The organism is Dactylosporangium sp. NPDC050588 (genome assembly GCF_040654975.1).
Classification (GTDB): Bacteria; Actinomycetota; Actinomycetes; order Mycobacteriales; family Micromonosporaceae; genus Dactylosporangium; species Dactylosporangium maewongense.
This window is the reverse complement of record NZ_JBFAJA010000060.1, coordinates 14,463-29,250: the sequence shown is the minus strand read 5'-3', so window position 1 is coordinate 29,250 and position 14,788 is coordinate 14,463. Positions and strand designations below refer to the sequence as shown.

The 14,788-nt window shown below is 70.7% G+C and carries 13 protein-coding genes; 6 read left to right on the top strand and 7 right to left on the bottom strand.

What is annotated here, in order from left to right; translation table 11 throughout:
* Positions 1-682 precede the first annotated feature (682 nt).
* The 3 genes from AB0I21_RS35690 to AB0I21_RS35680 all read left to right on the top strand — a co-directional run bounded on the left by AB0I21_RS35690 (position 683) and on the right by AB0I21_RS35680 (position 3,876).
* The gene (locus AB0I21_RS35690) at positions 683-1,042 is read left to right on the top strand and encodes a hypothetical protein (protein WP_360567868.1); all 360 of its coding nucleotides are present in this window, start codon (positions 683-685) and stop codon (positions 1,040-1,042) included.
* Positions 1,039-1,995, top strand: a complete 957-nt coding sequence (locus AB0I21_RS35685) for an L-threonylcarbamoyladenylate synthase (protein ID WP_360567866.1) — start codon at positions 1,039-1,041, stop codon at positions 1,993-1,995. The genes AB0I21_RS35690 and AB0I21_RS35685 overlap by 4 nt, the downstream gene beginning before the upstream one ends.
* A 159-nt stretch (positions 1,996-2,154) precedes the next feature.
* Positions 2,155-3,876: a BTAD domain-containing putative transcriptional regulator gene (locus tag AB0I21_RS35680; RefSeq protein ID WP_360567864.1), complete on the top strand. Its 1,722-nt coding sequence runs from the start codon at positions 2,155-2,157 to the stop codon at positions 3,874-3,876.
* A gap of 110 nt (positions 3,877-3,986) precedes the next feature.
* Here AB0I21_RS35680 and AB0I21_RS35675 read toward each other — a convergent pair whose 3' ends face one another.
* The 3 genes from AB0I21_RS35675 to AB0I21_RS35665 all read right to left on the bottom strand — a co-directional run bounded on the left by AB0I21_RS35675 (position 3,987) and on the right by AB0I21_RS35665 (position 7,025).
* Positions 3,987-6,014 carry a glycosyl hydrolase family 28-related protein gene (locus tag AB0I21_RS35675; RefSeq protein ID WP_360567862.1) on the bottom strand — a complete coding sequence of 676 codons (2,028 nt, stop codon included), beginning with the start codon at positions 6,012-6,014 and terminating at the stop codon, positions 3,987-3,989.
* Positions 6,015-6,279: 265 nt separating this feature from the next.
* On the bottom strand, positions 6,280-6,690 hold the full coding sequence (locus AB0I21_RS35670) for a VOC family protein (RefSeq protein WP_360567860.1): 411 nt from the start codon (positions 6,688-6,690) through the stop codon (positions 6,280-6,282).
* Between the two features lie 41 nt (positions 6,691-6,731).
* Entirely contained in the window at positions 6,732-7,025 is a 294-nt protein-coding gene (locus AB0I21_RS35665) for a hypothetical protein (RefSeq protein WP_360567858.1), read from the bottom strand.
* Positions 7,026-7,173: 148 nt separating this feature from the next.
* Between AB0I21_RS35665 and AB0I21_RS35660 the strand changes: the two genes are divergently transcribed.
* Together AB0I21_RS35660 and AB0I21_RS35655 are read left to right on the top strand one after the other, a co-directional pair.
* Entirely contained in the window at positions 7,174-7,827 is a 654-nt protein-coding gene (locus tag AB0I21_RS35660) for a ceramidase domain-containing protein (RefSeq protein WP_360567857.1), read from the top strand.
* A 256-nt stretch (positions 7,828-8,083) separates the two neighbouring features.
* Entirely contained in the window at positions 8,084-8,242 is a 159-nt protein-coding gene (locus AB0I21_RS35655) for a hypothetical protein (protein ID WP_360567855.1), read from the top strand.
* A 276-nt stretch (positions 8,243-8,518) separates the two neighbouring features.
* Here the strand turns inward: AB0I21_RS35655 and AB0I21_RS35650 are convergent, their stop codons facing one another.
* The 4 genes from AB0I21_RS35650 to AB0I21_RS35635 form a co-directional block, all read right to left on the bottom strand.
* Positions 8,519-8,869, bottom strand: coding sequence for a hypothetical protein (locus AB0I21_RS35650; RefSeq protein WP_360567854.1), 351 nt, complete (start codon positions 8,867-8,869; stop codon positions 8,519-8,521).
* Positions 8,870-9,038: 169 nt separating this feature from the next.
* Positions 9,039-10,922 carry a tetratricopeptide repeat protein gene (locus tag AB0I21_RS35645; RefSeq protein ID WP_360567852.1) on the bottom strand — a complete coding sequence of 628 codons (1,884 nt, stop codon included), beginning with the start codon at positions 10,920-10,922 and terminating at the stop codon, positions 9,039-9,041.
* 364 nt (positions 10,923-11,286) lie between these two features.
* Positions 11,287-11,790, bottom strand: a complete 504-nt coding sequence (locus AB0I21_RS35640; protein ID WP_360567850.1) for a toll/interleukin-1 receptor domain-containing protein — start codon at positions 11,788-11,790, stop codon at positions 11,287-11,289.
* Positions 11,771-14,032 (bottom strand): tetratricopeptide repeat protein, encoded by a 2,262-nt coding sequence (locus tag AB0I21_RS35635; protein WP_360567849.1) that lies wholly within the window; start codon positions 14,030-14,032, stop codon positions 11,771-11,773. Before AB0I21_RS35635 ends, AB0I21_RS35640 begins: the two co-directional genes overlap by 20 nt.
* A gap of 180 nt (positions 14,033-14,212) precedes the next feature.
* Between AB0I21_RS35635 and AB0I21_RS35630 the strand changes: the two genes are divergently transcribed.
* The gene (locus AB0I21_RS35630) at positions 14,213-14,788 is read left to right on the top strand and encodes a hypothetical protein (protein ID WP_360567848.1); all 576 of its coding nucleotides are present in this window, start codon (positions 14,213-14,215) and stop codon (positions 14,786-14,788) included.

Sequence of the window (14,788 nt, the reverse complement as noted above, 5' to 3'; positions counted from 1 at the left end):
GGACACCCGACCCGCAGGCAACACGGCAACCTGACCAGAGACGCAACGCGGACACCCAGCCAGGGGCGCAACGCGGACACCCGACCCGCAGGCAACACGGCAGCCTGACCAGAGACGCAACGTGGACGCCTGACCTTGCTGGTCGCGAGGACACCTGACCCGAGGCCATGCGGACGGGCACCCCAGAGCCGCACGGCAGCTGACCTCACAGCTGGACGGATGCCTGGCCTGAGGCCGCACGGGCAGCCGACCCGGGGCTCAGCACCCGCCCAGCTTGCGGGCCACGCGAGCGCCTGACCCGAGGCCACGCGAGCGCCCAGCCCCGGGACCGCGGACGCCTCCCTGGAGACCACACGGAGGGCCGCCCCAGAGCCGCGCGGCAGCCGACCTGAGACGACCAGGCCACCCCAGGCCACCGTGTCGACGTTCGTCCCGGCACGGCAGGCGACCGGGGGCGGCTCGCCGAGGGTGGCGCAGACAGCGTCGAGGACGGCCGTCTTGAGGTCGGGCTCGGGGACGTCGGTGAGCATGGCCGTGCAGTCGCTGAGGCCGCCGACCGCGACGATCGCCCGGGTCCGCTGGGCGAGGGTCGGGGCAGGGCCGCGCCGCCGAGCCCGCGCCCCGCGACCCGGCCGCGCAGCGGCGGCTGCTGCGCGACGTCTGCGTCGGCCTCGGCTGGGAGGTGCCGCGCCTGCTGGAGCCCCTGGACGCCGCCGACGACTTCTACCTCGACTCGGTCAGCCAGATCCGGCTGCCATCCTGGTCCCAGGGGCGGATCACCCTCGCGGGCGATGTGCCGGGGTTCGCGGCATACGAGCGGGCCATGGCCGACGCGGTCGCGGCCAGCCGCACGATCGGCCCCTCGGTCCTCGGCACCCTGATCCCGCGCAGCGAGCCGCAGGTCTGGACGATGGCCCGGGCGCTGCGCGTGCTGCCCCGGCTGCCCGGCTTCGTGCGGCGCGAGCTCACCTCGTTCGGGGGCGGGCCGGCGGCGATGCTCAACGGGGTGCGGCTGCGCGACCCTCTAGTGTTGCGGGCATGAACCGGGTGGTCGCCGCCGACGCGGCCGGGCTGCGCCGCGCCGCCGAGCTGCTGCGGCAGGAGTCCGTCTGCGCGTTCCCGACCGAGACGGTCTACGGGCTCGGCGCGCACGCGTTCTCCGCCCGGGCCGTCGCCGAGGTGTACCGGTTGAAGCACCGCCCCTCGTGGAACCCGCTCATCGTGCACGTCGCGACGACCGCGGAGGCCGAGGCGCTCGCGCACGAGTGGCCTCCGGCGGCGCGCCTGCTCGCCGAGCGGTTCTGGCCCGGGCCGCTCAGCCTCGTCGTGGAGCGCGCCCACCACCTGCCGGCGAACGGCGGGCCGCCCACCATCGCGATCCGGGTCCCGGCCCACCCGGTCGCGCTGGCCCTGCTGCGCGAGTGCGGGCTGCCCCTGGCGGCGCCGAGCGCGAACCGGTCCGAGAGCATCTCGCCGACGACCGCGGAGCACGTGATCCGCAGCCTGCCGGACGTGCCGCTGGTCCTGGACGGCGGCGCGTGCCGGCTCGGCATCGAGTCCACGGTCGTCGACGTGACCGTGTCGCCGCCGCGGCTGCTGCGTCCGGGCGCGCTGAGCCTGCGGGCGATCCGCGACGTGGTCGGCGCGCTGCAGTTGCCCGGCTCCGCAGAGGCCGCTCCGGAGGTACGGTCGCCCGGCCTCGCGCACCGGCACTACGCGCCGCGGGCCCGGCTCCAGCTCGTCGACGACCCAGCCGCGCTGGCGGAAGGGTCCGACCCGGGGACCGTCGGCATCCTCACGCACCTGCCGGCGGCCGCCGAGGGGGCGCACGTCGAGCTGCTGTCCGCGGACCCGCTCGAGTACGGCGCCGACCTGTACGCCGCCCTGCACCGCCTCGACGACGCCGGCGTGGCGACGATCCTGGCCCAGCACCCGCCCCACGGCGACGACTGGCTGGCGATCCGCGACCGGCTGACCCGGGCGTCCGCCCAGTAGGTCCGAGCGGGACGGCGACCCCCCGTCTGAGTCGCCGGCCCGTCCCGACCGCCGAAATGCTGCCGGTTCCCACTGCCGTGCCGCTGCCGGTATGCTGCCGTCCGACCGTCTGCGGCACTGACCAGCAGCTTTCTGCCGGACCACAGCACGAGGGATTGGATGGACGGCGGATTCCGCTTCGAGATCCTCGGCCCGCTGCGGGCCTGGGCCGGCGAGCGACCGGTCAACCTCGGCCCCGCCAAGCAGCGCGCCGTCCTCGGCGTCCTGCTCCTGCAGCCCGGCCGCCCCGTGCCGCCCGCTCAGATCATCGACGCCGTCTGGCCGCACGACCTCCCTGACAACGCGCTTCCGGAGAACGCGACCAACGTCCTGCAGAAGTACGTCGCCGCGCTGCGCCGCCTGCTGGAGCCGGACCGGTCGCCGCGGACCCCGTCGCGCCTGCTGACCCTCGACGAGGGCGGCTACCGGCTGGCGATCGAGCCGGCCGCCGTCGACGTGACCGAGTTCGAGGCGCACGTCGACGCGGCCACCGCCGCGCACGCCGCCGGCCGCGACGACGACGCCGCCGACGGCTTCCGGGCCGGGCTGCGGCTGTGGAAGGGCGAGCCGTTCGCGGGGCTCGGCGGGCCGGCGTTCGAGGCGGTGCGGGTGCGGCTCGGCGAGCGGCGCGTGTCGGCGTCCGAGGCGCTCGCGGAGATCCGGCTGCGCCGCGGCGAGCACCGGGAGCTCGTCGCCGACCTGACCGCCCTCGTCGAGGAGTTCCCCCTGCACGAGCGGCTCCGCCAGCTGCTCATGCTGTCGCTGTACCGCAGCGGCCGCCCCACGGACGCGCTGCAGACCTTCCGGGAGCTGCGGTCACGGCTGGACGACCAGCACGGCATCGAGCCCGGCGAGCCGCTGCAGGACCTCCAGCGGCGCATCCTGCGCTCCGACCCCACCCTGGCGCTGCCGTCGTCGCCGGTACCGCCGACGCACACCGCACCGTCGTCGTCCTCCGCCGCGCCGATCTCCGCGGCGTCGTGGGAGCCGGTCAGCCCGGCGCCGGTGGAGTCCTCCGTCAGCCCCGCACCGTTCCTGGCCGCTCCCGGGCCCCCGCCCCCTCCGCCGGTGCTGTTCCCGATGCCGATGCTGGTGGCGGCGCCGGTGGGGATGCGGCGCTGGCCACCTTTCGCCGTCGGGGTCGACCCGTACTTCGGCCACGAGTTCAACCGGCAGCCGTGGATCACCTGGATCGAGACGCTGGTCGGCATCGTCCTCAGCGCCTGCACGCTGTCCACGTTCGCCTGGGTGCCGTTTCTGTACCACGGTGCCCGCCGGCGCAGCCGTCCGCTGCTCGCCGTCGCTCTCGGGTACCTCGCCGTGGCGGTGACGTACTGGACCGTCGAGATCATCTACCTCGAGGACGACCTGTCGCAGCCACCGCTGGCGGAGGCGGTCGCGATGCTGTCGCTCTTCAGCGTCTCGCTCGGCGCGCCCGTCCACGTCCTGCTGATCAACGAGCACCTGCGGCACCTGTGGCGGCGCCGCCGCAGCGGCCCGCTCGAGCGGCGCGAGCGGGCCCGGCAGCTGCTGGTCACCAGCCCGGTGGCCCGGTTCGCGCTCGCGATCGGCCGGCCCGACCTGCCCCGCCGGCACAACGACGGCGGCCTCATCGACGTCAACGCCGTGCCCGACCACGTGCTGCTCGACATCAGGGGCATGCGCCCGGCCGTGGCGCACCGGGTCATCGCGGACCGCGCCGCCCGCGGCCCGTTCGTGTCGATGCTGGACCTGGCGCTGCGCTGCGGCGTGAGCCCCGACGACACCGACGCCTACAACGACCGCCTGCTGTTCCTGCCGCCCCCTCCCGTCCTGCGGCAGCCACCGGTGATGCAGGGCTGACCCCGAGCGCCCGGCTCCGCCCGTACCGACGCCGCGAAACGGAAACAGAGAAGGGCGGGCGCCCCCGAAGCGCCCGCCCTTCCCGGCCTTACCGAGTTACCGGTGTGCTGTTACCACGGCTGAGGCGCCGGGGGCACGACGACCGGCGGGCGGTCGTCGCAGGTGATGGTGTTCGGCAGCTCCCACGACGCGAGCCACGGGCCCGTGGTGCCGCCGCCGTCGTTGCCGCCCTTGTCGACGACCGAGAACTCGGAGCCGGCCGGGGTGAAGTGGAACGTGCCGCAGTTGTTGATGCCGACGGCGCCGACGTTGCGGGCGTCCACGTTCTCGAACGAGGCGGAGCCGGCGACCCGGGCGCTGAGCACCGAGGTGCCCGTGCCGTCGACCCGGATGTCCTTGAACTTCACGCCGTTGATGGAGTAGAGGTCCTTCACCGGCCAGTCCGAGACCATCATGATCGCGTTGTAGGTGTTGTCGAGGAAGTGGTCCCCGGTGACCTGGATGTCGGCGTCGATGCTCTTGTCGAGCGCCATGAACCAGATGGCGCCGAGGCCGATGTTCCAGTTCAGCTCGTACGTGCCGGCACGGACCGTCGTGTTGTCGGTGACCTTCACGTAGCCGGTGAACGCCTCCGCGCCGAAGCGGGAGCCGATGTGGATCGCGCTGCCCTCACGGATCGGGTCCGCGACGAGGTTGTTGGACACCGTGGTGTCCTTGCCGCCGTAGATCGCGATGCCGTTGGCGAGGACCGGGGTCTGCACCGTGTTGTGGTCGAACGTGTTGCCCGCGTTCGCCGTCTTCTCCGACCACATGGCCAGGCCGTCGTCGCCGGAGTTGCGGACGAAGTTGTTGGACACGCTGGAGTTGGTGACGCCGGTGTGGAAGTTGAGGCCGTCCGCGATCTGGTCGACGATCACGTTGTTGGTGATCTTCGTGTTGGACATCGGGCCGTCGAACCACAGGCCGACCTTGGTGTGCTGGATGTACAGGCCGTCGATCGTCGAGTCGCTCATCGCGCCGCCGACGCCGTTGACCTGGTCGGTGTCGATGCGCTCGCGCACGTCACCGATGATCGAGAAGCCGGACAGGTGGACGTTCTTGCTGCCGCCGTCCTGGGCGTACTTGCCGTAGAACCCGACACCCGTGTGGATCGAGTTGTCCGGCGCCGGCGTGCTCAGGGCGACCTCTTTGCCCTTGATGATGGTGTACCAGTTGCCGGCGCCCTCGATCGTGACGTCGTCGACGAGGATGTGGCGGTTCACCTGGTACGTGCCCGGCGGGATGTAGACCTTCAGGTGCGTCTTCTTGGCGAACGCGATGGCCTTGTCGATCGCGTCGGCCGAGTCACGCCGGCCCGACGGATCCGCGCCGAACAGCAGCACGTTCGCCGCGATGATGCTGATCTTCGGGGCACCGACGAGCTCGGAGTCGAGCAGGTCGATGACCGTCCACGCGGCGCTGTTCTTCGGCGCGGTCAGCCGCACCGTGTCGCCGGCCTTGTACGTCTTGCCCAGCAGCAGCCGCTGCTCGTCGTAGAAGTGGTTCGGCCGGAACGGGGTGGTGATCGTCGGCGCGGGCGTGGTGGCGGCCGGCACGCAGGCGCACTCGGTGATCCACCAGTCGGGGTGCAGCAGGCCCGCGTTCGGGTCGTTCGAGAACGGGTACTGGTTGTACAGCCACGAGTACTGCGACGTGAGCGTCATCGTGGTCTTCTTGCCGCCGTTGACCGTCACGTCCAGCGGCGAGGTGATGCCGCCGCCGTTGGGCGCGTCGGGGATGCTGTAGCGCACGTTGATCGCGTTGGCGCTCTTCGGCAGCGTGAACTCGACGTACTGGCCGGGGAGCAGCTTCACCGCGCTGCGGCCCGACGCCTCGGCGGGCAGCGTGTAGGCCGTGCGGTCCGGCCCGATGACGGTGCCGTTCGTCTTGGCCTTCTCGGCCTCCTGCTCGACGAACGCGACGCTGGCGCCGCGGCCCGCGCTCAACGCCGGGTCGATGGCGGCGCGGGTCACCGCCGGTGCGGCTCCAGGGTTTCCGGCGACGGCCGGGCCGGCACCGGTGACCACGACACCGACGCCGACCGCCGCGGCTGTCGCCGCCGCGGCCCAGCGCGGTAAGGGTCCAATGCTGCGTGACATCGACGACTCGATTCTCTCGGGAGGAGGGCGGACGCCCGAGACGCTCTACGGCGGGGCGGCGCCATGAGGATGAGGGTGAGGTGACATTAGGACCCTCATCCCGCACTCCACAAGGTCCTGCGAAATATTTACGCAACGTTGCAGCCAGATCTGTCGTCGCCTTGTCGGTTCTTTGCAGCAAACTGACGCGGTGTTTGCGGTACACGGGCATGCAAAAGCGGCGGAATCCGGCACCCGGATCCCGCCGCTCGGTTTGTCCGCGGCCCTACGCCGGCGTGCCGATGTTGACCATCCACGGGATGCCGAACTGGTCGACGCAGGCGCCGAACTCGTCGCCCCACATCTGCTTCTCCAGCGGGACGCTCACCTTCCCGCTCGCGGACAGCTTCTCCCAGTACCCCCGAAGCTCCGCGGCATCGTCACCACTGAGGCTGACCGTGATGTGGTCACCCGGGTTGTGCGCCATCTCCGGCGGCGTGTCGGACCCCATGATCGTGTAGCCGCTCGCGGTCTCCAGCTGCCCGTGCATGACCTGGTCCGCGATCGGCCCGGCCTCGGGGTTGAACTCGCCGAACGTGTTGAGCCGCAGCGTCCCGCCGAAGACGCTCTGGTAGAACTCCATCGCCTGGCGGGCGTTGCCACGAAAACTCAGGTACGGATTGAGCCGAGAGGTCATCACAAACTCCCTTGGTCGCGATGGACGCCGTCGACCCGACCCTAGGCCCCCGCCACTCCCACCGGCCCCGATTCGCTCTTTCCCCCACGGCCGGTTCGCCTCTCCCACGGCTTGCCCGCCGCCAGCACCGCCGACACGATCAGCACCGCCGACAGCGGCGCGAACATGGCGCCCCCGACGAAGCCCATCGCCGGATACGCCACGTCCTTGTCCACGACCCCGCTCAGCCCCGCGACCCCGAGCGCCAGCAACACCACGTCACTGCCCAGCCACCCCACCGCCGTGACGACACGCAGCGTCTGCACGGCCTTCCGCCACCACGGCGTGAACCTCATCCCCCCACCCTGCCGCACGCCGCGCCACCGGTCGTCGACCCAGCGCGGTAATCCCGCCTACTCCCACCGTCGTACACGCCCCCTCCCGGCACCCAAGGTTCGTCCGCCGGGCACCTCGTGGTGACACGGGCCGGACAGACTCGGTGGCGTGTACGTCGACTCGTACTGCGAGCGGACGGCGCCGGGCCTGTGGAACGAGCCACTCAACGCCGTCAGCAACGCCGCGTTCCTGGTCGCCGCGCTGCTGCTGTTCCTGGCGCTGCGGCGGGCCGGCGCGGCGCCGCGCGGCGTCAGGGTGCTGCCGGGACTGATCGCGCTGGTGGGCGTGTGCAGCTGGATCTTCCACATGGCGGCGACGGCCCCGACGGCGGCGCTGGACAGCCTGTCGATCCTGGTGTTCATCCTGGTCACGGTGACCGTCCTGGTCCACCGGCGGTGGGGTGTGCGCTGGGCCCTCGCCTGGCTCGCCGCACCCGCGTTCGTGCTCTTCGCCGCCGCCGTCACCTGGGCGCTGTCCGCCGGCGCCGGCACGACGCTCGGCGGGTACCCGCCGGCGCTGCTCGCGCTCGTCGGCTTCGGCGTCGCGGCCCGCGGCGCCGCCGGCCGGGTCCTGCTCGCGGCCGCCGGCGTGTTCGCGGTCTCGCTGACGCTCCGCACCGTCGACGGCCCGCTGTGCGGCGCGATCCCGACCGGCACCCACTTCCTGTGGCACTGCCTGAACGCCGCCGTCCTGTTCCTGGCCGGCTACGCGACGCTGCTGAGCGCACCGGGCACCGGCCGGACGCCGGTGACGGCCGGCTGACGGCGGCGGCGGCCGGTGCGGGGGTCCGGTCCGACACGAACGGGTGCGAATCCGCAACATCGTGAATGGCTCGGCCTGGTCCGGGGTACGGGTCCCGCTTGACGACGCGCCGGCAGACGGCCGGACGCACCCGGCAGGGGCGGCAGGACAGCGTCAGTCGGGTGCCACGGTGGCGCGACCGCGACGGTGGTCGCACCCGTCGCCGGTCACCGTCCACAGGCGGTGGCCCGGGACGATCGCACCGGAGGAGCCCCGCATGCATCGGCACACCCCGCAGACCGTCGTGGCAGGCCTGACGGCCGCCGCGCTCGGCACCGCAGTCATGGCAGCACCGGCGGACGGGTCCGACGGGCAGCGCAGGTCGTCCCGCATCGTCACGCGCAGCGGCGGCGTGATGCGGCTGGCGCAGTTCTGATCGATTCGAGCCCATCCCATGTGCGCCACTGACCGATGCCGTACGTTTCCTGCCACCTCGTGATGGTCACACCACGGCTGGTCGCCGAGGGGGAGGTTGACGCGTGTCGCGGTCAGCCGCGCCATATGCTGCTCCGTCGGCAGCCCTCTGCCGTGCGCCGAGGACGCCGCACGCACATCGCGGCGGGCAACGCCGGCCAGTTCGACAAGTGCCAGCAGACTGAACATGCTGGGGCCCGGCGGCCATGATGGCTCACCGGGCCCGCGTCGAACATCGTCAGCAGTGCGGGGTGGAGACCTGACTGGCGACGAGCGAGGAGTGGATGTAGCCGCCGGTCGGGCTATTGACGTAGAACCAGCGGTTCGAGGCGTAGTTGGAGTTGGGCGGGTACACCCACTGCGCGTCGGTGTAGCACACCATCGTCACGCCGGTGCCGTTGCCCCAGAAGCCGTAGGTGCCGCATCCGGTGTTCGGGCAGCTGCGGATGTTGGCGCCGCCGGAGTTCGAGCTGATGTACGGTCCGGCCGCGAACGCCGGCGCGCCCATCAGCGCGACGGCGACTCCCGCGGCCCCCGTGACGGCGGCGAGCCGGGCCAGGCGTCGGCGGGTTGTGGTCCTGTTGGACATGGATCTACTCCCTGCAGATCGGTGGATGCGGTACGGCAACCGAACGCTCGGCATTCGTGCTGATCGATTTTCGGCGATCGGTTCCGCTTCTTCGAGACTCTGCTCTCAGCTCGCCTGCGGGAAGCCGTTGCATGTCGCACGGCCGAAGAGGAAACGCGGAAATCGTCGGTCAGCAGTCTGCGGCAGGTTTGGGCTTGTTGCCGAGCAGCCGCCAGAGGGAGGTCGGTAGCGGGCCGAGCACGGAGGCCACGAAGGCTTGGCCGAACAGGTCGGTGCTGCGCCCGACGGCGCTGGGTGCGGCGCGACGCACCTGGTGGAAGATCCGGTTCGCCTCCGCGGAGTGCCCGGTCAGCTTCAGGTTGATCGCGAGGTTGAGCTGGGAACGGAGCGTGTGCGGGTGTTCCGGGCCGAGCACGTCGCGCTGGCCCTCGTACGCCCGGCGGAAGTGGCCGGTGGCGTCCTCGCTGTGGCCGCACTGCGCGGCCGCATAGCCCAGCACCACCTGGGACCGCAGCAGAACCGGATCGAGGAGGGGTAGCCGGTCGGTCAGGTCCGCCTCGACGGCCTCGACGGCCCGTCGCGCCTCGCCGGGTTTGCCGAGGGCGATCAGCGCCTCGGCGTGGGCGACGGCGACGCTGAGGGTGAGATGGTTGCGGGGCCCGTGCGTGCGGTTGTAGGTGTCGCGCAACGTGCGAAGGTCCTCGGCAGCGTCCCGCCAGACCTGTGGATCGGTGCGGAGATCCCAGAAGGCCAGGCTCAGTCGGGTGTCGGCGAAGAGCCTGGCTGCCTCGACGGCGTGCAAGTGGGTGTGCAGGCCTCGGGCCTCGTAGGCCGCCATCACTGCCCGGGCCCGCTTGCGTGCCGACGACTGCGCGTCGGTCTCCATCTCTGCTCTGCCCAGCTCCAGCTGCGCGGCCTGGAGGTCGTGAAATCGGTCCGGTTCGGCCAGCAATTCGGCGATGAGGGCTTCGAGTGCCCGGCGGGCGTCGGTGTGCTTGCCACGCAGGCGCAGCGCCCGGCACCGAGCGATCGAGTGCGGGTTCAGATCGGCCCAGAGCTGGTCGGCCTCGGCGTATCTGGTCTGAGCGTCGAGCGCCTCCGCGAGGAGCTGACGGTTTCGTGGGGTCGGATCGACCGCCACTGCACGGGAGCCGTGCTCCTCCGCCTGGGTGAACTCCCCGCTGCGGAGCAGACACCGCGACGCGGCCGCCAGGACGTCGCTGTCCGCGGGCAGCAGCGAGGCCAAGCGGACGTGGAACGGCATGCCGAGGACCGCCTCACCCCGGTCGTCGTAATGCTCGGTGACCCGGCGGAGCAGCGCCTCGACGACGGCCGAGCCGAGGCCGGGCCGGGCCGACAGGTGACCGGCGTGCTGCACGAGCCGCGACTCCGTGGAGGGACTGAGGCCGGACGCGGCCAGCAGGGCCAGCACTGCGTCGGCGGTTTCTGCAGCGACGGTGTCCAACGACGTAGACGAGGGGGCGGACGGCAGCAGTTCCGCGGCCGTGTCTCGGGCCAGGCTGTGAATCTGCCAGGCGTCGTCCGCCGGAGTACCGATCAAGCCCAGACGCAGCGCGGTGACCGCGGCCTCCGCATCGGTGCCCAGTATCCGTTGCAACAGGACGGTCGGCACGGCCGCGGGCGAGCACACGAGTGACAGCCATAAGGCCCGCTTGCCGGCACCGTCGAGCATGGCGATTCGGTCCCGCAGCAACGCTCGTACCGGAGCCATCGCAGTTGCGTCGCCGTCGAGCCGCTGCTGAAACTGCGGATAGGACAGGATCCCGCCCAGGTCCCGCAGTTGACGACCGGCCAGTTTGAGCGCCATCGGGTGCCCATCGAGCCTCGTCGCGAGGGCTTCCACCTCGGCGTCGCTGCCGGACCGGTATCGTCGCAGCACCTCCACTGAGTCCGTCAGTGTCATCGGCCCGATCTCGATCGGGGTCGCCGGCCCGTCGAAGGCAGCCTTGTCGGTGACCAGCACGGTGTGCAGGCGGCTGCCGGCCGGCACCGCCAGTTCGTCGCCGAGCGCGACGCCGGGGAAGTCGTCCACGACGAGCAGACTCGGCTCCGCCTTCGCCACCACGAGCTCGGCGAACATGCCACGCACATGGTCCGGTCCTGCCTGGCCGACATCGAGCCCGACCTGGGCGAGCAGCGACCGGAGCGCGTCGACGAACCGTGCGGAGACGGCGGCGGGGTCGGCCGGACTGCCGGCCAGGGAGATCCAGTACACCCCGCCCAGGTGCGCCGCGCCGAAATGCCACGCATATGCGGCCGCCAGCTCCGACTTCCCGATGCCGGGGATGCCGATCAGCATCGCCAGCGGGCCGGACGAGGCGTACTGCGTCAGGCCGAACCGCTGCCGATGCAGGGCGGAATGTAGCAGCCACAGCTCGCGATACCGCCCGACGAACTCATATGAACCCCTCCCGCCGCCCGTACCACCTGGGACGTTGCGCGAACGGCACCCCACCGATACAACCGTCCAGGGGCTTGACCCTGGACACGATCAAGGTCGCTACCTTCGCCATCGTAGTGGCGTCGTGTGGTGCGGGAAGCCGGTCGAACTTGTCCTCGGCCAGTTCCACCGGGAGCAGATGATCGGTTTCTTCGTGCGGGTTGAGCACCAGGACCCGCTTGGTCGGGTCGCCTTCCCGCTGGCCGGCCAGGAACGCCGCGGTCAGCTCGTACTGGCACGCGGTCCGGCTGGTGAAATGCCTCGAGTAGTACGCCACCAGCGCCTTCGAATGGTGGAGCGCCCGCTCGATCTCGGCGGTGATGCCGTGATACTCCCGGATCTCCAGTTCGTCGATGAAGACGGTCAGGCCCGCACTGGTCAGTGCGGCATACAACCGCCGGACAGCGTCCCGGTCCGGCCCGGCAAGCGACAGGAACACGTCATACCGTTTGGCGCTCATCAACAACTCCTGACGCCCGCTTGCGGGCGGACTGCCGGGGAACGGGACGGTAGCCGGTGTGCAGGGTGTGGGCCTGGTCCACGAGCAGCGCCGCGTGCTGAGCCCTGCCGGCGGCCGCCTCGACGCCGGCTATCCCGCAGAGTGCCCTGGCTTGCTCGAAGGTGCTGCCGACGTTCCGGCCCAGCCGGCGCGCGGCACGGAAGTGCTTCGCCGACCGCGCCAGCTCCGACATCTGTGAGAAGACCTCGCCGATGCAGTTGAGCGTCATCACCTCGTCCAGCATCAGGTCTGCGGCTGAGAAGATCTCCCGAGCCCGGTACAGATGGCCGAGCGCCGCATCGAACTCGCGGTCTGCGGCCTCGGCGAGCGCCACGGTCCGCAGGGTGATGGCCGCGTTGCGGTTCACATCGTGGCGCTCGTAGAACCGCAGCGCCTCCAGGCCCAGCCGGATCGCCGTCGGCTGGTGACCGAGACAGTGCGCCAGCCAGGCCTGGTGGCCGATGGTGTTGGCCGCGCCGTAGCCGTCGTCGAGGTTGACGAAGATCTCTAGCGCTCTCGCGTACTGCGCGGCGGCCAGCTCGAACTGTTCCGTCTCGGCGTATGCCAGACCGAGGTTGTTGCAGGTGACGGCAATCGCCCACGCGTCGTCGCACCGCGTGGCCGCGTCGAGCGCCAGTACGTGGGTGCGCACCCACGGCGCCGACCGTTTCGTCCGGAAGTAGTAGTCCCGCAGCGCATACGCGAGCCGCCAGCAGATGTCGGGATGATCCACCACGGCGAGTTCGCAGACGCGGACGAATGCGCTCTGCTCGTCGTCGAACCACCGCGTTGCCGCCACCGTGTCCGCGAACGTCGCATACCAGTCGGCCGGCCCCGGTTGCACCTTCGCCGCGCGGAACCGGCTCGGGGTGACGATGAGGTCGGCGTGCTGGGCCATCTGCAGGTACCCCTGCAAGAACCGGTCCTTGGCACCCTCGGGTGGTAGCGCCCGGGCGAGCTCCGCCGCGAAGAGCCGCACCAGATCGTGGAATGCGAACCTGCCGGCATACCGCCGTTCGAGCAGGCACGCATCGATCAGCCCTTCCAGCAGGCGGGCTACGTCGTGGCCGGGCGCCGTGCTGGCCCCGGTGAGCAGCGCCGCCGACCGCTCATCGAACTCGCGTCCGGGATACAGCGACAGATGAGCGAGTGCGTGAGCGACCTCGGTCGGCAGTGCCGCCACGGCCGATGCGAACGCCGCGCCGACGCTGCGGGTGCCGTCGTCGAGCACGCTGAGCCGTGGCGCCTCGTCGAGCTGCACCGCAAGCCGGTGCAGGCCGTCATCCGATCCGCCCCGCACCCGAGCCGCCGCGACCCGGACCGCCAGCGGGAGGAACCCGCACTGCGCGGCGATCCGGTCCACCTGCTTGCTGCGCGCCGGGTCGTCAAGGGCGGCATCGATGCCGGTGACACTCGCGAACAGCCGGCGGGCGGCCGTCGGGTCGAGCTCGCCGACCTGGATGTGCTCCGCCTCATCGAGCGCGGACAGCCGGATGCGGCTGGTGACGATGACGTCGGAGCGGCCGCCCGGCGGCAGCAGCGGGCTGACCTGGGAAACGCCGCCGGCGTTGTCGAGCACCAGCAGCAGCCGGTGATCACGGACCGTGCTCCGGTACAACGCGGTCTGCTCGTCGGCGTCGTGCGGGATCAGCTCACCGGGCAGGCCCAAGCGACGCAGCACCTTGTTCATCACGTCGTCTGTTGCGAGCGGCCCCTGGTCGCCGCGCAGGTCGACGAAGAGGCAGCCGTCATATGCGTCGAGCAGGTGCGTGGCGATCTGAACGGCCAACTCGGTCTTGCCCGCGCCGGGGAGACCGAACAACGCAATGACCGACGCGCGAGGGCGTTCCGAGCCGAACAATGCGACGATCCGGGCCAGTTCGGCGTCACGGCCGTAGAACCAGGTCGATGCGGGCGGCAGGTCGACGATTCGGATCACCGGCATCTGGCGTCGCCGGCGGACGGCGGGCTGGCCCTGCACGAGCCGCAGCAGGGCGCCCCCGGCACCGACAGCTTCGTCGCATCGCTGCGCGATTTCCCGGCTCAGCGGCTTGAGACCGTTCTCGATCTTACTGAGATATCCCCTGCTGTAGTGCGTCTTGCCGGCCAGGTCGGCCAGGGACATCCGTGCGTCGATCCGGAAGCGGCGAAGATGATCTCCCGGCGAGTCTTTCGGGATCTTGCCATCGGAAGGTGCGGTCATGAGCTGTTTCCTCTTCTTGTCGGCAACAAGGAAACACTGGCAGCGGCACTTGAGGGGCGCCACGATTGCCTGATCAACGGCCCTTCCGAAGCCAATATCAGGCACGTTACCAAAGTACCCATCAGCGCGACAGGGATGAAATCGAAATCCTTGTATTAGACCTGAGGAACGGTGATGTCGATGACCATCGAGCCAATTTCACAGATGCCGGGCACCAGCCTCGAAGACCTCAGCGAGGTCGCTGCCGGAATGCGTGATTACATCGGCCAGGCCAACGCGGAGTCGCGGCAGGCGGCACTCGAGGCCGCGAACCGGCGCGGTCTCTGGCAGCGCATGTTCCCTACCCAGTTCGAACGGGAGCGCCAGCGCATCGGTGTGCAGAACCTGCGCCAGCTCAGCGACTCCCGGCGGGAGCTGCTGGAGGTCTACACCCGGACCCAGATCGAGATCGCCCGGAAGCGGGCCGACGCGCTCATCGCCGCACAGGGCATGCACATGCAGACGGAGCTGACCCGCTTCGCCAACGAGAAGATCACGTTGCTCAACACGGCGGTCAACGAGGGACGGGAGCGGTTTCTCAACGCCATGGCGCCGCAGCTCGACATGATTGAGCAGTTCCGCGGTCGCCCCGAACTTTACGAACCCGCGTACAAGTCGGTCAATCAGCAGATCAAAGTGTATTTCGAAAGCACCGACATGCTGCTGAACGGTTTCGCGCAGTCCTTGAGCGCTCGCGTCGGCCAGGTACGGCAGTAA